Genomic DNA, 18,716 nt, shown 5'->3' on the forward strand with positions numbered 1-18,716 from the left:
AAGATCGCGAGCCGGTGCATCGACACCCGGGCAGAACCCACGCGAGGATCCATGAGACAAGACATGCGACAGACCTTCGACGCCATGCGTGCCGCCAGCCTGCGCGCCCAGACGCCGCCGTGGCCCGAACGCGCCGACCGCCTGCAGCGGCTGCGCGCGCTGGTGAAGGACAACCGCGGGCAGATCGCCGCCGCCATCAGCGCCGACTTCCACAACCGCGCGTTCCAGGAGACCGAGCTCGCCGAGGTGTTCCCGGCGCTCGAGGGCATCGCCCACGCGCTGCGCCACGGCAAGCACTGGATGCGGGTGCGCAGGCGCTCGACCGGCCTGTGGTTCAAGCCCGCGTCGTCGAAGATCATGCCGCAGCCGCTGGGCGTGGTCGGCATCGTGGTGCCTTGGAACTACCCGCTGAACCTGGCCGTGGGGCCCATGACGGCCGCGCTGGCGGCGGGCAACCGCGTGATGGTGAAGCAGTCGGAGTTCACGCCGCGCTTTGCCGGGCTGTTCGCGGCGCTGGTGGCCAAGGCCTTCGCTCCCGACGAGATCGCCGTGGTCAACGGCGACGCCGAGGCAGCGCGCGAGTTCTCCGCCCTGCCCTTCGACCACCTGCTCTTCACCGGCTCGACCGCCGTGGGCCACCACGTGATGCGCGCGGCCAGCGACAACCTCACGCCGGTGACGCTGGAGCTGGGCGGCAAGTCGCCGGCGATCATCGGGCCCGGGGCCGACTTCGACAAGGCGGTGGAACGCATCCTCGTCGGCAAGACGCTGAACGCGGGCCAGACCTGCATCGCGCCCGACTACGTGCTGGTGCCCGAGGGCCAGCAGCAGCGCTTTGCCGACAGCGCACGGCGCGTGTTCGCATCGATGTACCCCGACCTGGGCGGCGGCAACACCGACTACACCAGCATCGTGAGCCCGCGCCACTTCGCGCGGCTGCAGGAGCTGGCGGCCACGGCGCAGCAGGAAGGCGCCGCGGCCGTGCCGCTGTCCGACACCGCGCCCGATGCCGCCACGCGCCGCTTTCCACCGATGCTGCTGACCGGCGTGAACGACAGCATGCGGGTGATGCGAGAAGAGATCTTCGGCCCGCTGCTGCCGGTGCTGCCCTACGGCGGCATCGACGAAGCCATCGCCTACGTCAACGCGCATCCGCGCCCGCTCGCGCTCTACCTGTTCGAGAAGAACGGCGCGACCATCGACCAGGTGATGCGCCAGACCGTATCGGGCGGCGTGTCCATCAACGACACGCTGCTGCACATCGCGCAGGACGACCTGCCCTTCGGCGGCGTCGGCGCGAGCGGCATGGGCGCGTACCACGGGGAATACGGCTTCGAGACCTTCTCCAAGCTGAAGCCGATCTTCAGGCAGTCGGCGTTCAACGGCGCTGGGCTGTTCAGGCCGCCCTACGGCAAGACCTTCGCGCGGATGATGAAGCTGCTGGTGCGCTGAACCACCGTGGCCTCGCCGTCCGAATGTGACGGCCATGTGTCGCAATATCGCGACAAAGTTCCCAGCGTATTGCATACCAAAGGTAAAGTTCCGGCCCGAATGGTATTGCGAGTCATTACTATTCTCACGGTCGTGACGCATGTTCCACCTTGGTGAGAACGAAGCGTGCAGCCAGCCAGGCGTTCGTCCGGGCAGCCAAGCAAGAGACACGGCCCACAACAACTCCCGGAGGAATATGACCTACGTCAAAAGCCGCAAGCACTCGCCTGCGCGTTACCTTTCTGGCCGCATGGCCACCACCGCCACCCTGGTCGCCATCGGCTCGGTGTCCGCGCATGCCCAGGGCACGCTGAACGAAGTCCGCGTCGAAGCCTCGACCGACTACAAGGTCGAAAAATCGGCCTCGCCCAAGTTCACGGCCCCGCTGCTGGACACGCCCAAGTCGATCACCGTCATCCCGCAGGAAGTGATCCGCCAGACCGGCGCGACCACGCTGGTCGACGCGCTGCGCACCACGCCCGGCATCACCTTCGGCGCCGGCGAAGGCGGCAACCCCGTGGGCGACCGCCCCTTCATCCGCGGCTTCGACGCACAGAGCGACACCTACGTGGACGGCTTGCGCGACGGCGCGGCGCAGACGCGCGAAATCTTCAACGTGGAATCGGTCGAGGTCGTGAAGGGCCCGAGTTCCGCGTTCGGCGGACGCGGCTCGGCCGGCGGCTCGGTGAACATCATCAGCAAGGCGCCGCAGGCAGAGAACTTCTTCAGCGGCACCGTCGGCCTGGGCACCGATTCCTACCAGCGCGAAACGCTGGACATCAACCGCAAGATCTCCGACAGCGTCGCGGCCCGCCTGAACCTGATGAACTTCAAGTCGGACATCGCCGGGCGCGGTCCGGTCAACGTCAAGCGCTGGGGCGTGGCGCCGAGCGTGACCTTCGGCATGAACTCGCCGACCCAGGTCACGCTGAGCTACTACCACTACGAGACCGACGACCTGCCCGACTCGGGCATCCCCTTCAACAACCCGTTCACCTCGGGTGCCAACCTGAACCGCAACGGCGACGGCCAGCCCATCCCGGTGCCGCGCGGCACCTACTACGGCCTGGTGGGCCGCGACTACCAGCGCACCAAGGTCGACGCCGGCACCGTCGACGTGAAGCACGACTTCGGCGGCGGCCTGGTGCTGCGCAACGTCACGCGCTCGAGCACCTCGACCAACGACTACATCTGGTCCCAGCCCGACGACAGCCGCGGCAACTTCCTGGTCAACGGCAACGTCTGGCGCCGGCCCAACAACCGCGCGTCCGACTCCGAGTCGCTGGTCAACCAGACCAGCCTGACCGGCAAGTTCGAGACCGCCGGCGTCAAGCACAGCTTCACCGCCGGCATCGAACTGGGCAAGGAAGCCACCACCAAGGGCAACTACCTGTTCCTGCAGAACGCGAGAACCGGCTTCGAGACTTATCCGCTCACGGGCGTGAGCGGCCTGAACTGCGCCGTGGGCTCGGGCATCCGCAGCAGCTTCAACTGCACGTCGGCGCTCAGCCCGACGCCATACGACCCGTGGACCGGCGCCATCACCAGGTCGCCGGCGGTGACCGAAGTGAAGACCACCACCAGTTCGGTCTACGCCTTCGACACCATCGAGCTCAACCCGCAGTGGTCGCTGAACCTCGGCCTGCGCTGGGACGACTACAAGACGCGCGCGGTCACGCCGGCCTACATCGCGCCGATCGCGACCACGGCCTCGGTGCCAAGCACCGCTCTCAGCGGCTCGAACAGCGTGGCCGTGGCCGCAGGCCGCATGGTCCCGGGCATCGAGCTGGAGAACAAGGCCTCGTTCCTGAACTACCAGGTCGGCGCGGTCTACAAGCCGGCGCCCAACGGCAGCATCTACGTGTCCTACGGCACTTCGTCGACGCCGCCCGGCACCGACGGCGGTGACGGCGCCGACGGCATCAGCGCGGCCATCCGCAACCTGAAGCCGCAGGAAAGCCGCAGCCTCGAACTCGGCACCAAGTGGGAAGTGCTGGACCGCCGCCTGGTGCTGACCTCGGCGATCTTCCGCACCGACATGAAGAACGCCCGCGTCGTCGCGGCCGACGGCTCGACGCAGAACGTCGGCAAGAAGCGCGTGGAAGGCATCGAGTTCGGCGTGGCCGGCAGCATCACCCGCGACTGGCAGGTGTTCGGCGGCTACACGCACCTGAACGCCAAGCTCACGGACAACGGCTACACGCTGTCGGGCACGACGTACGTCGCCTCGCCGTTCAACGGCAACATGTTCCCGAACACGCCGAAGGACAGCGCGACGCTGTGGACCACCTACACCGTGATGCCCGGCCTCACGATCGGCGGCGGCGCCACCTACGTGAGCAAGCAGTACGGCAACGTCAACAACACGAAGTGGATTCCGTCGTACGTGAAGTACGACGCGATGGTGAGCTACGTGGTCAACAAGAACCTCAGCCTGCAGCTGAACGTCCAGAACCTGACCAACAAGTACTACTTCGACAAGGCCTATGCGTCGCACTACGCGACCGTGGGCGCGGGCCGCTCGGCTTCGCTGACAGCGTCGTTCTCGTTCTGACGCGGCACAGGGCGCCAACGGGTGCCCTTCCGTTCCTCGTGCCGGTCTGGTCCGGAGCATTCATACTCGGCGGCAAGCGCCGGCCATGGATGGCTCCGGCGACCGCACGATGGAACAAAACCTCCCCTTCCTGCAGATCAGGAACCTGCGCACGCGCGGCGCCGGCGCCATCGACCTGAGCGCCTCGCGCGGCGAATGCATCTGCATCCTCGGCAAGTCGGGCTCCGGCAAGAGCGTGTTCCTGCGGCTGGTGGCCGACCTCGACCCCGGTGAAGGCACCGTCACCCTCGACGGCATCGAACGCAAGGCACTGAGCGGCCCCCAATGGCGCCGGCGCGTCGTCTACCAGGCGGCGGAGCCCGCATGGTGGGCGCCCACCGTGGCCGCGCATTTTCCCGAAGCCACCCACGCAAGGCTGGGCGGCTGGATGGAAGAGATCGGCCTTTCCCCCGCCCTGCTCGACACCGAGATTCCCCGCCTCTCGACCGGCGAGCGCCAGCGCCTGGCGCTGCTGCGTTCGCTCGCGCGCGAGCCCGCGGTGCTGCTGCTGGACGAGCCCACCGCATCGCTCGACACCGAATCGACGCTGGTCGTAGAGGCACTGCTGGCCCGCCGGCTGGCGCAGGGCCTGACGATCCTGATGGTCACGCACTCGCGCGAACAGGCCGCGCGCATCGGCCAGCGCTGCTTCGAGATGGCCGACGGCCAGTTGAGGAGCGCGGCATGAACGCCACCATCCACCTCGACGCCACCGACCTGATGCTGGCCACGCTGCTGGTGCTGCTGAACGCCGGCGCCTCGCTGGCGCTGCACCTGCGGCTGCACCGCCAGGTGCTGTGGGCGGCGGCGCGCATGGTCGTGCAGCTGCTGCTGGTGGGGCTGGTGCTGCGCTTCGTGTTCAGCGCGGCGTCGCCGGCGGTCACGCTCACCATCGTCGTGCTGATGATCCTGGCCGCGGCCCGCGAGGTGGCGGTGCGCCCCGCGCACCGGCTGGCGCGCGGCGGCAACTTCCGCATCGGCGCGGCGGCCGTGGGCATATCGAGCGTGGCGACCGTGGTGCTGGCGCTCATGACCGCGATCCGCCCGCAGCCCTGGTACGACCCGCGCTATGCAATACCGCTCATGGGCATCGTGCTGGGCAGCGTGCTCAATTCCGCGAGCCTGGGCCTGGACAGCTTCTTCGAGGGCGTGACCACCGGGCGCGCGCGCATCGAGGCGCAACTGGCGCTGGGCGCGACCATCCACGAGGCGCTGTCGGAACTCACGCGTTCGTCGATACGGCGCGGGATGATCCCGATCATCAACCAGATGTCGGCCGCCGGCGTCATCACCCTGCCCGGCATCATGACCGGCCAGTTGCTGGCGGGCATGGACCCGGTGGAGGCCGCCAAGTACCAGATCCTGCTGCTGTTCCTGCTGACCGGCGCGGGCGGCCTGGCGGCGGCGGGCTCGGTCTACATGGCGGCGCGCTCGATGACCGACGACCGCCAGCGGCTGCGCTCCGACCGCCTGGGCTGAGGCAGGCCTTTTCTGGAGACAACATGGACATGAACACATTGCACATCGGCGTGGTCGGCTGCTCGGCCGAAGGCGCGGCGCTCTGCTATCGCACGCTGTGCGTGGAAGGCGCGCGCTACCTCGGGCAGCCGCATGCGCACCCGGAGGTCTCGGTGCACACGCACTCGCTCGCCGGTTATGTCGACTGCCTCGACCGCGGCGACATCGACGGCGTGGCGCAACTGATGCTGTCCTCCGCGCGCAAGCTCGCGGCAGGCGGCGCCGACTTCCTGATCTGCCCCGACAACACGATCCACCAGGCGATGTACCGCGTGCTGCCGCGATCGCCGCTGCCGTGGCTGCACATTGCCGAAGTGGTGGCGGCGGAAGCTGCGTCGCGCGGTTTTCGCCGCGTGGGCGTGCTGGGCACGCGATGGCTGGTCGACAGCGAGGTCTATCCGCAGGCGCTGTCCGACGCGGGCCTGGTCGCCGTGCGGCTCGATGCGGCGGAGCGCGCCGAAGTCGGCCGCATCATCATGGACGAACTGGTGTGCGGCGTGTTCCGCCCCGAGTCGACGGCGGTGCTCCAGCAGATGACCGAAGCGCTGAAGGCGCGCGGCTGCGATGCCGTCGCGCTCGGCTGCACCGAACTGCCGCTGGTGCTGAACGACGGCAATTCCGCGCTGCCCACGCTCGACTCCACGCGCCTGCTCGCCCACGCGGCATTGCGCCGCGCCACGGCGGGCTGAACACGGCGCGCCGAGGCCGCGTCGGCGCACGCCTCTCAGAACTTGCCGAGCACGTTCAGGAACCAGCCCTTGCTGCGGTAGCTCATGTCGGTGAGGTTGTCCGAGTAGTCGGTGAAGTTGTAGCCCACGCCCACCTTCAGGTTCTCGTTCACGTGGTAGTAGGCCGCCGTGACCCAGCCGTTCTTGCGGTCCTGCAGTTCCCTGGCGCGCAGCGAGCGCCACTCGACCATCCAGTCCCAGTTGCGCACCAGCTTCCAGTCGACGCGCAGCACCGCGAGTTCGGCCGAGCTCTTGAACCACGGCGCGGAGCTGTCGCGGCTCGCGCGCAGGTCGCCGCGCCGCCAGGCGTACTTGCCGCCCAGGGTCCAGCGCTCGTTGAGGTCCCAGGTGGCATCGATGGCGAACACGTGGCTGCGCTGCTGGTAGTCGACGGCGGTGGTCGACACCGTGCCCAGGCTGGAATCGACACCGCTCGACACCACCTGCCCCGGCGACGACAGGTCGTACAGGAAGGTGTACTTGAACAGCAGGTTCAGCCGGTCGTTGAACGCGGGGCGCAGCGCGTAGCCGAGCATGGCCTCGGTGTACTTGGCCGCGGCCAGCACGCCGGTGCTGCTGTCGCTGTCGGCCCAGTTGAACTTGCCGAGCCAGCGCGAGTCGTCGTCCACCTTCCAGGTGAAGGAGTTCTTCAGCAGCCAGCTGTTGCGGGTCTCGGAGGTGGTGCGGTCCTTGCGGTACTCCAGGCCGCCGCTGTACTTCAGGCGTTCGCTCGAATAGCCGGTGGTGAAGGCGACGGCCTCGCGGCGCGTGGCGCCCAGCGTCTCGGCGCCGACCCAGCCGTTCTCGAAGTTCACGCCGAATGTCCAGCGCGTGTCGGGCGCGTACTGCACGCCGTAGGCATGCGTGAGGCCCGGCTGCGTGCCGGTGGCCTGGCGGTGCTCGGTGAATATCGTGAGGCCGTCGCCCACGCGCGAACGCACGCCCGTCACCAGGGTGCCGCCGCGGCCGATGAGGTTCTCGTCGGTGCGGCCGGTGTCGGACACGTAGGTCATGTAGAGGTTGGAGCGGTCGTCGTACTGGTAGTCGACGCCGGCCTTGCCCGCGAAGCCGCCGTCGCCGGTGGACAGCTCGCCGCGCAGCGCCAGCTTGTCATTGACGCGGTAGCGCCCGCCGAAGCCCAGGCGGTCGTTCTCCAGCCGCGTGCCGGTGCGCCGCAGCGTCTTCTGCGTGAAGCCGTAGGCGCTCCAGCGGTCGCTGCCGGTGTATTCGAGTTGCACGGCGGCGTCGGCGCGCTCGCCTGACACCGCCTGCGTGGTCGGCAATGACGGGCTGGTGATGAGCGCGTCGCCGGTCTTTTCGTCGTAGCGCAGGCCCAGGCCCAGCTTCCACTCGGGCGTCAGGGCCAGCGAGTACTGCGCGTCGAACACGCTGCTGTTGTAGCCGTCGCGCTCGTCGCGGCGGTCGGCCTTCAGGCGCAGCTCGCCGTTCTCGGCCTTCTCGCCGAAGGGCACGGTGGCCTGCACGCCGACCTGGCGCGTGGCGTTGCTCGCGTACTGGCCCGGCGCGGAGAAGCCGGCGTCGCGCGACTGCGCATAGGCGCTCACGCGCCCGCCGCCGCGAATGTCGAAGTCGCCCAGGTCGGCCTGGCCTTCGAGGCGCCAGGCGCTGGCGTTGCCGGTGGGGCCGTTGCCCAGCGTGTTGCCGACCGCGCCGTTGCGGCCGGTGAAGCTGAAGCCGCCGTCCATCGAGTCGAGCTGGCCGGTGCCCGGGCCCTTGCTGCGCGCGAACTCGCCCTTGAAGTAGGTGTTCTCGGTCTTGCGCAGCGTGAGGTCGACGCCGGCCAGGCGCTGGTCGCCGCCGATCTGGTCCTGGCGCGACGCGGTCACGCCCACGCCCACGTGGTCGTTGGCCCACCACGAGACACGGCCGCCCACGGCGAGCGTGTCGAGCGAGGTGGTGAGCGGCGTGTATTCGTAGTCCACCACCAGGTAGGTCGGCATGCCGGTGAAGCCGCCGGCGCGCACCAGCGAGCCGTCGTCCGACAGGCTGGGCAGCGGCGCCGACAGCAGCACGCGGCCCTGCAGGTAGTCGATCTCGTAGTCGGAACTTGGCACGAGCTGCGTGCGCTTGAGCACGAAGCCGGAGTCCTTGTCGCGGATTTCCAGCGTCACGCGCTCGGCGCCGCGCGTGATGTCCTGGTTGCGCAGGTAGTAGAGCGAGCCGCCGGTGCCGCGGAATTCCTCGCGCGCGGCCAGCGTGCCGGGCTCGGCCGCGAAGGTGTCGATCTTCAGGCGCGCCTCGCCGAACGAGGTCGACTCCTCGCCCAGGTAGCGGCCATGGAAGCCGTAGAGGCCGCGGCTCACGCGGGTGAGTTCGGTGTCGCCGAAGTTGAGCTTGAAGTTGCCCCACATCGCCTGCGAGCGGCCATCGTCCACGCGCAGGTAGAAGCGGCCCTGCGTGGGCGCGTCCTGGATGGCGGTGGAGTCGTCGCCGAAGGTGCTCCACGAATCCTCCGGGTCGAAGCGGCGGAACAGCGAGGTCGGGTCCTTGCGGTCGAGGTTGCGGAACAGCTCCTTGAGCGGGCGCTCCTCGGTGTCGACGCTGGCCGTCAGCGTCCAGCGGTCGTTGAGCTGGCCCTTGGCATAGCCGGCGATGCGGCCTTCGCTCCAGCCGCCGCCACCGTAGCGGTTCTTGTCGTTGGTCATGATCGCGGCCGGGCCGCTCACGCTGTTGCTGCCCACGGTGAGGTCGGCCTGCCCGACGAAGAACCAGTCGCTCGCGGGCAGCTCGAAGTCGCGGCGATAGGCGCGCGTGGCGCCCTGCGCGTCGGTGACTGCGATCTCGCCGGTCTGCACGCGGCGCGGCACCAGCTGCTGGAACACGAAGCGCCCGCTCTCGTCCACCGGCACCGCGAAGCCCAGCGCGCGCACCGTCTCGCCGGGGCGGATGGCCGCGCCGCTGGCGGTGACGGTGCCGGCGGCGAGCGGAATGTTGGCAATGGCGATGTTGTTCATGCCATAGCCGCGCAGCAGCTCGCGCGCCGGGTCGGGCGGCGTGCCGGTCTCGGGCCTGTGGCGCTGGGCCAGCGTGAGCGAGAGATCGTCGGTCTCGTCGAAGCGCCCCTGGCGGTCGTACACGCGCACGCGGTAATACAGCTTGCCGCTCGCACCTTCGGCGAGGCGGTTCAACAGCCCTTCGGGCACCTGCCATTCGCCGCGCAATGCGGCGTCCAGCGGCACGGTCGCGACCAGGCGGCGCTGCATCGCCTCGTTGGCGGTGAACACGCGCAGCTCGGCCTTCGAGGTGAACAGCAGGTAGTTGCTGTAGCCGGCAAAGCGCACGGTGTCGCCTGCCACGACCGTGGTGGGCCAGGCGCTGGCGCTCAGGCGGCGCGGCTGGGAAAGGTTGTCGTACTGCAGGCGCAGCTGGTTGCGCTCGAGCTGCACGTCGACGCAGCGCTGGCGGTCGGCGCTGTTGGTGCCGTCGCCGGCAGCGGCCTTGCCGTCGGCCGTGAGCAGCTGGCCGTCCACGCTCAGGCGCAGCGGCGCGTCGTCGGTGCCGAAGGCAGTGAATGTGCGACACACGCCGGGGTCGGCCACTGCCGGCGCGGGTGCGACAGCGACGGGCGCGTCGCGCCAGTACACGCGCACTTCGACGCGGCGGTTGGCGGCCCAGTTGGCCGGGTCGGTGGCGGGTGTGGCCACGGGCACGTCGGGTCCGCGCGAGGTGGCGGCCGCTGCGTCTTCGGGCAGGCCGAGGCGCTGCGTGAGGTAGCGCGCCACCTGCCGCGCGCGCGCCAGCCCCAGTGCATGGTTGTCGGCGAAGCGTTCGCGCGACTTCGCACTCAGCGCCTGCGTGTCGGTGTGGCCGACGATCTCGAAGCGCAGGCCGTCGCGGCCCTTCACCTGTTCGGCGATGCGGTCGAGCTGCGCGCGGTCTGCCGGCGCGAGCCCGTCGGCGCCCGATTCGAAATGCGGCACTCCGGTGTCGCTGCGCTCGGCGCCCGGCACGGGCGGCGGCGTCGGGCCTGCGGCTACAACCGCCGCGCTCGCGTCGCCCAGCACGAAGGTGGCCTTGGGCAGCTCGCGCTCGCTGCTGCGCGGCAGGCGGCGTGCGCCGTCGATGTCCACGGCGCGCGGGTCGGCCGCGGCCTGGTCGTGCATGCGGCCGCGCACGGCCGACTCCTGCGCGTCCGCGAGCCCCATGCCCATGCAGGCGGCGGTGACGGCGCCCGCGAGGGCGATGCGCTTGGGTAGCTTTCTTTTCATGTCGGCTCGCTGGCTCGGGTTCTGTGCGAAGGGGCGGGTCATGGCTTGCTGCCCTCCTGCGTGGCGGCGGGCACCAGTTCGACCTCGACGTCGAGGTTGAACAGCGGCGGCGCATTGCCGTCGGCGCGGGCGCGCTGTTCGCCCAGCTGCTTCCAGCGCGCGAGCACCGCGGCCTTCACCGCGTCGGTGCGCTGGCGGCCCAGCGATGCGGGCTCGCCGGGCGCGGCGCGGTAGGCCAGCCGCAGCACCGATGTCTTCTCGGCCAGCACGCTCACCGTGCGGTCGAGTTCGGGCACGAAGCCGGCGCGCAGCGCGGCGCCGCCGTCCTCGAAGGCCGCGCCCTGCAGCGCGAGCCGCACCACGCGGTGCACGGTGGCGCCGAAGTTGACCTTCAGCACCTTGCCGCGCGTGGCGCGCTCGGCCGCCGGGTTCTCGCTGGTGGTGCGATAGCCCGAAGGCAGCGTGCGCTCGTCGAGCTTCAGCACCAGGTTGCTGCCGGTGCCTTCCTTCGGGATGGCGGCACAGGCGATGTGGTAGCGGCCCTCGGCGTCGGTGGTCACCAGCACGCCGTTGACGGTGGCGATGCGCACGTTCGCGATGCCTGGCTCGCCCTCGTCCTGGTAGCCGTTGGCGTTCCTGTCGTCGTAGACCTTGCCGATCACGTCGGTGCAGTCGAACAGCGCGTCGGGCACTACGCGCACGGTGGCGGTGGCCAGGTTCGACAAGGTGCGCCCGCCCACGCCCTGCGTGGCGACGACCTGGTTGACGAACTCGCCCTCGCCCACGCCGACCCCCACGCCCGCGACCATCAGGTATTCCTTGGTCTCGTTGGGCGCGAAGTTCTGGCCGGGCACCACCAGCTGGCGGCCGTTGAGCTGCGGCACCACCGGCAGCGCCACGCCGCCGGGCAGGCTGCGCACGGTGAGCGAGCCCGGCACGTAGCGGAAGCCCGGCGGCAGCGTGTCGACCACGGCCACGCCCGGCACGGGGTTGCCGCGCGTGTTGCGCGCCGTGATGCGGTACGGCAGCAGCTCGCCCTTCTTCACGGTGAGCTTCGAGGTGGTCTTGCGCAGCTCGATGAGCGTGGCGTCCGACGGGTCCAGCGGGATGTTGTTGGCCACCACGTGCTGGCCGCCGCCGCCCGGCATCTGGAACACCATGTAGTAGCCCGCGCCCGGCACCAGCGCCGCGCCGGGGCTCACCACGCAGGGGTTGGTCTGCGAGGGCGCCGGGCCGTTGGGCGGCGGCGAGCACGACTGCGTGCCCAGCGCGCCGGCGGCCGCCGGGTAGATCGACGACGGCAGGTAGTTGCCCGGCGGCGTGACCACCAGGCGGTACTCGCCGGCCGGCGCGCCCGGCAGCACGAAGAAGTCGTAATAGCCCGACGGGCCGGTCGTGTAGCTGTCGCGGCCGTCGAACAGGTGCTGCGCGGGGTCGAAGCCGGGCGGGCCCACCAGTCGCACCACCGCGCCGGGCACGGGCGTGCCGCTGACGCTGTCGTACACCACGCCGCCCGGGTCGTACGGCAGGTCCTGCTTCTGCACGTTGGCGCCCGGGTTCACGCGCACCTTGATGGTGAAGCGCGGATCGCTCGGCGAAGGCGTGGGGTACGGACCGCCGGCGCCGTTCTGCGATGCATCGGTCGGCCACACGCCGCCCACGTAGCGGCCGTCGGGCGAGCGGAAGCGCACGCGGTATTCGCCCGGCACGAGGTCGCCGAAGCGGTAGCCGCCGTCGGCCGCGGTGGTCACGCTGTAGAGCACGGTGGCCGCGTTCTCGGCGCAGGCGTTGCCGCCGTCGGCGCAGCGCAGCAGCTCCACGGTCCAGCCTTCGCCGTTGCCCTCGCCCGAATCGCGGCTGCGGTTGTGGTTCTGGTCGAACCACACGTTGCCGGTGAGCGAGGCGGGCTGGCTGCTGTGCTCGGTGAAGTCGTAGCCGGTGCCGCGCGCGTCGAGCCCCGTGATGTTCACGCGGATCTGGTTCGGGCCCTGCGCGGTGCCGCCCAGGGTGCCGGGCACGGCGATGCCGTCCTCGTAGCCGGCGGGCTGCGTCTCGGTGACGGTGTAGCCGCCGCTTCCGGGCAGCGGCAGGCCGGGCAGCTCGTAGCGGCCGTTGGCGTCGGTGACGGCGGTGCGCGTCACCGGCTGGCCCGCCGCGTCGGTGCCGGTGAGCGTGATGGTCACGCCCGGAATGGGCAAGTCCTGCGGCTCGCGCGTGCCGTTGCGGTTGGCGTCGTTGTAGACGGTGCCCGCCAGCGATGCGCCGCGCTCGCCGAAGTTGTAGTTGTCGCCGTTGCCGCCGCGGTAGGCGATGGCGCCGATGACGTCGTTGCCCAGCGTGCCGCTGGGCACGCCGTCGAGCGTGCCCACGGCATCGAGTCCGTCGGCATAGGTCACGGGCTGTGTCTCGCGGATGGTGTAGCCCGCGGCGTCGGCCGGCAGCAGGCCGGTGAAGACGTAGCGGCCGGTGGCGTCTGTGACGACCGTGGCGTTCACCGCCAGGCCGCTGGCCGAGCGGCCGGTCAGCGTGAGCGTGACGCCGGCAATGCCGGGCTCGCCGGCCTGGCGCACGCCGTCGTTGTTGTTGTCGACGTACACCCAGCCCGCGATCTGGCCGCCGCGCTCGCCGAAGTTGTAGTCGATGCCCACGTCTTCCGACACCAGCGCGATGCCACCGAAACGGTCGTTCACGTTGCCCGGGTTGGCCACGCCGCGCGGGGCGCCGTTCACGGTGCCGAGCGACTCGGGGCCGTCGGCCACGCCGGCGGGTTGCGTCTCGTCGATCTGGTAGGTGCCGGGCACGAGCTTGTCGAACAGGTAGCCGCCGTCGGCGCCGGTCTGCACCGTGCGGTCCACGGCGTTGCCCAGGAAGTCGGTGCCGGTGACGCGCACCGTGGTGCCGGCGATGCCGGGCTCGCCGCTGTCGCGCACGCCGTTCGACGGCGCCACGTCGGCATACACGTAGCCGGCCAGGCTCGCGGGCTTCACGGCCGAGAAGTTGTTGCCGGCCGAGCCCGCGCCCACCGCGCCGAGCACGATGTTCTGGATCACGTTGGCGGTCGAGCCGTTGGGCCCGTTGCTCACGCCGCTGCCGCCGGTGGGTACGCTGCCCGCCGTGCTGCCCGCGCCGCTGACGTTGCCGGCGCGCGTGATGCCGGGCTCGTAGCCCTGCGGCCGCGTCTCGGTCACGGTGTAGGTGCCGGGCGCCAGGTTCGGGAAGCTGTAGTCGCCGTTGCCGTCGGTGGTGGTGGTGCGCGTGACGCTCTGGCCGTTCACGTCGGTGCCCGTGAGCGTGATGGTCACGCCCGCGATGCCCGGCTCGCCCGGCGTGTTCTGCGCGCCGTTGCCGTTGCGGTCGTAGTACACGCGGCCCGAGATGCCGCCGGGCAGCAGCTCGCCGAAGTAGTACTCGCCCTGCACCAGCGGCACGTTGGTGCCCGAGACGGTCACGCCGGTGATGGCGTTGCCGCCGGCCTGCGGAGTGCCCGGTTGCCCGTTGTTGTTGGCCTTGCCCGGCGCATAGTTGGCCGGCTGCGTCTCGGTGATGGCGTAGCCGCCGGCGCCCGAAGGCGGCACGTTGCGGAACTCGTAGCCGCCGTCCACGCCGGTGGCCACCGCCACGATGTTCACCGCGTTGCCAGCGGCGTCGGTGCCCGTGAGGCGCAGTTCCACGTTCGGAATGCCGGTGTCGCCGGCCTGCGGCACGCCGTCGTTGTTGGCGTCCACGAACACGCGCACGCTGATGCGGCTGAGCAGCTCGCCGAAGTCGTAGCCGGTGGCGTTCACGTTGGAACGCAAGGCGATGGCGCTCACCACGTCGTTGCCTGCCGTGCCGCCGGCCGTGCCGGCCGCGTCGCTGCCGTCGGCGAAGCCCGCGGGCTGGGTTTCGGTCAGCGTGTAGTTGCCGGGCGTGAGGCTGCCGAAGGCGTAGTTGCCGGTGCCGGTGGCCGTGGTGGTGGTCTTCGACACCGGATTGCCGAACATGTCGGTGCCGGTGAGCGTGACGGTCACGCCCGCGATGCCGGGGTCGCCCGCGCTCGCGGCGTTGTTGTAGTCGGCGTCCTGGTAGACGCGGCCGGCCAGCCTGGACGCGCGCACCTCGCCGAAGTTGTTGGCGGACGAGGTACCGCCGGTGCCGAGCACGATGCTGTCGATGCGGTTGGCGTTGGAGCCGTTCGGGCCGCTGGTGACGCCGGCGCCGCCGGTGGGCACGCTGCCTTGCGCGCTGCCCACGCCGGTGACGCTTCCCGCGCGGGTGATGCCCGGCAGGTACGCGGCGGGCTGGTCCTCGACCACGTTGTAGGTGCCGGCGGGCACGGTGAAGCCCCAGTTGCCGTTGCTGTCCGTGGTGGTGACCAGCGAGACGGCATTGCCCAGGCTGTCGGTGCCGGTCAGGCGCATGGTGACACCGGCAATGCCGGACTCGTCGCCGTCGACCTGGCCGTTGCCGTTCAGGTCTTCATAGACGCGGCCGGACAGTGCGCTGTTCTGCACCGTGACCCGGCCTTCGTTGAAGTTGTTGCCGGCGTTGGGGTCGGCGCCGCCGTTGGTGTCGCCCGAGCCGGTGGTGACGATGTGCGCGCGGTTGACGATGTCCGTGCCGTTGGCCGGCGGATTGCCGCTCGCGAAGCGCACCGGAATGCGCACGGTGGCTGTGCCGTTGGCGGGCATCGACGTGATCGCGCAAGCCACCGCCGTGCCGCCGGAGGCGCCGGTGCAGGTGGGCGCCGCGGGCGTGAAGCTGCCGCCGGTCACGGTGAACACGGGCGTGCCGTCCAGCACCAGGGCCGTGGGCAGCGTGTCGGTGAAGCTGGTGGTCTCGGCGCTGTCGGGGCCGTTGTTGCGCAGCTGCACGAACCAGTCGAATGGCTGGCCCGACGACGCGGTCGCCAGCGGCGTGCTGGTGCCCTTGACCACGGCCGCCTTCGAGACCACCTGCACGTCGGCCTTGAAGCGGAAGGTGGTGTTCTCCGCCACCGTGTTGTTGCCCTGCACCGCGTCGTAGACGTTGCGCGCGGCATCGAAGAAATCGACCTTGGCGTTGTTCTGGAAAGTGCCGCGCGACACACCGCGCAGCACCACTCGGAACTGCAGCGAATTGATGTCGCCGGTGGCGGTGGCGCCGGCGCCGCCCAGCGTTGGAATGGTGAACACCACCTGCCCGCCGGCCGAGCCGATGGCCGCGCCGCTGGCCAGCGCGTAGCTGGTGCCTGCCGGCGCATCAGTCGGAATGCTCACCGACACCAGCGTGGGCGCTGCCTCGCCGTTCGGGCCGGGCAGCGGCAGGAGGTCGATCATGCGCACGTCTTCCGCGGTCGACGCGCTGTTGTTCGACACCGTGATGGTGTAGCCCACGTCGTCGCCCACGTTCACCGGATCGACGTCGTCGCGCTTGGTGACCACGAGGTCGTACACCGGCGCGGTGACAGCGGCCGGCGCGGAGGCGTCGTTGTTGCCCGTGCTGAGCTCCGGCGTTGCCGTGGAGATATGTACGTTGTTGGTCACCGTGGTGCCGTTGAGCACGTACAGCGGACGCACGCGCACCGTGACGGTCTGCTGCACGTTGCGGTCGAGCGAGGTCCAGGCGCACTCGAGCTGGTTGTTGGTGGTGCCGGTGCCCGTGGGTTGCGTGGTGCTGGGCTTCGTGTTGCAACTGCCTCCGCCCGATGCGTCGGCCGAGATGAACATCAGCCCCGCCGGCAGCGTGTCGACCACGTGCACGTCGTAGGCGCGGCTGAGGCTGCCTTGCGCCAGGCTCTGGTTGCGTGCCGTGAGCGTGTAGGTGAGCAGCTGGCCGACCGGCACAGAACCGGGGCTGGCCGACTTGGTGACCACCACGTCGCTGCGCGCAAGCAGGTAGGCGATGGTGCTGCCGTCGTTGTTGGCCAGGTTGGGGTCGGCCGGCGTGGCCGCCACGGCGCGCGCCGTGTTGTTGATCTGGAAGCCGTGATCGGTGGCCGATGCGCCGTCACCGTAGTGCCTGGCGACGACCTGGATCACCGGGCACAGCGGCAAGGCGCTGGCGGGATCGGTGCTGGCGCGGCACACCGGCAGGATCGACAGCGTGCACCCGGAGAGCGAGGCGCTGCCGAAGCCGCCGCCGTTGGCCGGCAGCGCGCAGGTGCCGCTGAAGGTGCCGCCGTTGGCCGTCTGCGAGACGCTGCCGGCGCCGATCACCTGTGCGAAGGTGTCGGTGACGACGACGCTCTGCGCCTCGGAGGGGCCGTCGTTCACCACCTCGATCTGCCACGTGATGTCCTGGCCCGCGATCTGGCGGTTGCCGGCGCTGTCGCCGATGCCCACCACGCGCTTGAGCACTCTCACGTCGGCGGCGGTGGCGTTGTCGTTCACGCCGGTGCCAAGGCTCACGCAGTCGTTGCCGGTGTTGCCGTCGGGGTCGGCGCCGAGCGTGGGCGCGGCGGCGGGCAGCGCCACGTTCACGCACATGCTGTTGACGACCTGGCCGCCAGCCGGCGGCAGCGCCGGGATGGTGGCGTTCACGATGATGTAGCCGCCGTTGCGCGCGCTGCTGCCATTCGACTGGTCCACGCCGATGTCGGCCGTGAGCGTGCGCGTGCAGGTCACCGTCGCGGGGCCGGGCACGGGCACGGCGGGCGTAGGGTTGACGGTGGCGCCGCCCTTGGTGACCGTGCAGGTGTAGCCATCGCGCTGCGTGACGCTGTTGATCTGCACGCCGGCAGGCACGTCGTCCACCAGCTGGATGGTGCTTCCCGCCAGCAGGCGCGTGCCGCCCAGGTTGGTGCTGCCGACCTGGTAGTCGAAGGCCTGGCCCAGCGGCACGTTGTTCTGCGGCCAGCTGCGGCGCTTGTCGGCGCGGAAGTCGGCGGAAGAAGGCGCCACGTCGACCGGCACGCTGCCGGTGGCCGAACTGACGATGGGGCCGGTCGCGTTCACCGTAGCTTCGTTGACGACGCCGGTGCCGGCAGTCATGGCGATGACCGGCACCAGGATGTCGCCGAGCGCCACGCTGGCGCCGTTGTTGCCACCGATGTTGCTGCGCGTGCAGCTCACCGTCTGGCCGCTGACGGAGCAGTTCCAGCCGGCGGGCGGGTTGATCGGCGGCTGGATCGTAAAGTTGGCGGGGATGGTGTCGGTCAGCGTCACGCCGGTGGGCGGGCTGCCGCTGAAGCTGGGGCTCAGCTTGAAGTTGAAGTGCTGGCCGACCAGCACCTGGCCGCCGTCATGGCTCTTGGCGAGCGCCAGCACGTAGCCGGCAGTCACGGTGGTGTTGGCCGTGGCGCTGTTGTTGGTGGAAACGCCGTCGCCCACCGAGCCCGCCGGCTCCACGGCCGGCTGGTGCGTGATGGTTGAGCCCGCTCCCGCGGTGACCACGCCGTTGATGCTGAAGGTGCGCGTGTTGCTGCCCGCCGCCGCCGGCGTGGCCGGCACGTTGCAGGTCAGCTGGCTGCCGCTGACCGAGCAGCCCGACGGCAGGCCGGTGCCCGAGACCGTCAGGCCCGTGGGAATGGGATAGGTCAGCGTCGAGCCGGTGCTGGTGTCCGGGCCGTTGTTGGTGACCGTGAAGACGATCGGCACCGTCGAGCCGCTCGGCGCGGTGGCGGGCGCGTTGATGGACACCGCCACGTCGGCGCCCTGGTTCACGGTGATGGCCTTGGTCTCGCTGGCGCCGCCGCCGCTGGGCGTGGCGGTCACGATCAGCGTGCCCTGCGTTTGCGTGCGCAGCAGCACCTCGAAGTCGAGCCGCTCGTTGGCCGCGAGCGTGATGCCCGAGCAGGTCAGCGTGCCCTCTCCGGCCGAACCCACGGCCACGTTGGCGGTGCAAGTGCCCGAGGGGACCGCGGCGGTGCCCATGTAGATGGCGTTCGCGGGGATCGTGTAGGTGAACGAGGCCCCGGGCGCGTCGATCGGCAGGCTGTCGGTGTCGGCGATGGTGACCGTGCTGGTGACCGTGCCGCCGGCGGGAAGAATGTCGGGGTCGTGGACCAGGCTCGATATCTGGGGCACGGCATGCGCGGCCGCCGCGAGCAACAGCCCCGCGAGCGGCACGGCAAGGCGTGCCAGCCCTCGCCGCCAGCGGCCCGAGAGCGCCTGCGCGGAGTTGGAAAACAGGTCGCGTCGCGCCGACGCGACCGGCAGATTCGATGGGGTCCTGGACATCCCGTCCCTCGTGATGGCT

General features: G+C 70.3%; 7 protein-coding genes. 5 read left to right on the top strand and 2 right to left on the bottom strand.

The genetic code is table 11. The features are described from left to right. Positions 1 to 63 precede the first annotated feature (63 nt). The 5 genes from ACQY8B_RS20865 to ACQY8B_RS20885 all read left to right on the top strand — a co-directional run bounded on the left by ACQY8B_RS20865 (position 64) and on the right by ACQY8B_RS20885 (position 6,291). On the top strand, positions 64 to 1,452 hold the full coding sequence (locus tag ACQY8B_RS20865) for a coniferyl aldehyde dehydrogenase (protein ID WP_422088455.1): 1,389 nt from the start codon (positions 64 to 66) through the stop codon (positions 1,450 to 1,452). Positions 1,453 to 1,687: 235 nt separating this feature from the next. Next, positions 1,688 to 4,045, top strand: a complete 2,358-nt coding sequence (locus tag ACQY8B_RS20870; RefSeq protein WP_422088456.1) for a TonB-dependent receptor — start codon at positions 1,688 to 1,690, stop codon at positions 4,043 to 4,045. A 109-nt stretch (positions 4,046 to 4,154) separates the two neighbouring features. Then, positions 4,155 to 4,772 carry an ABC transporter ATP-binding protein gene (locus tag ACQY8B_RS20875; protein ID WP_422088457.1) on the top strand — a complete coding sequence of 206 codons (618 nt, stop codon included), beginning with the start codon at positions 4,155 to 4,157 and terminating at the stop codon, positions 4,770 to 4,772. Beyond that, positions 4,769 to 5,563: an ABC transporter permease gene (locus tag ACQY8B_RS20880; protein WP_422088458.1), complete on the top strand. Its 795-nt coding sequence runs from the start codon at positions 4,769 to 4,771 to the stop codon at positions 5,561 to 5,563. Before ACQY8B_RS20875 ends, ACQY8B_RS20880 begins: the two co-directional genes overlap by 4 nt. 23 nt (positions 5,564 to 5,586) lie before the next feature. Then, entirely contained in the window at positions 5,587 to 6,291 is a 705-nt protein-coding gene (locus tag ACQY8B_RS20885) for an aspartate/glutamate racemase family protein (protein ID WP_422088459.1), read from the top strand. Positions 6,292 to 6,326: 35 nt separating this feature from the next. Here the strand turns inward: ACQY8B_RS20885 and ACQY8B_RS20890 are convergent, their stop codons facing one another. Together ACQY8B_RS20890 and ACQY8B_RS20895 are read right to left on the bottom strand one after the other, a co-directional pair. Beyond that, a complete protein-coding gene (locus ACQY8B_RS20890; RefSeq protein ID WP_428744981.1) occupies positions 6,327 to 10,601 on the bottom strand; it encodes an OmpA family protein in 4,275 nt (1,424 codons plus the stop codon). Further along, the gene (locus ACQY8B_RS20895; protein ID WP_422088461.1) at positions 10,598 to 18,697 is read right to left on the bottom strand and encodes an SdrD B-like domain-containing protein; all 8,100 of its coding nucleotides are present in this window, start codon (positions 18,695 to 18,697) and stop codon (positions 10,598 to 10,600) included. Before ACQY8B_RS20895 ends, ACQY8B_RS20890 begins: the two co-directional genes overlap by 4 nt. Positions 18,698 to 18,716: the final 19 nt, after the last annotated feature.

It is taken from the genome of Variovorax sp. (genome assembly GCF_965279555.1).
GTDB lineage: Bacteria > Pseudomonadota > Gammaproteobacteria > Burkholderiales > Burkholderiaceae_C > Variovorax.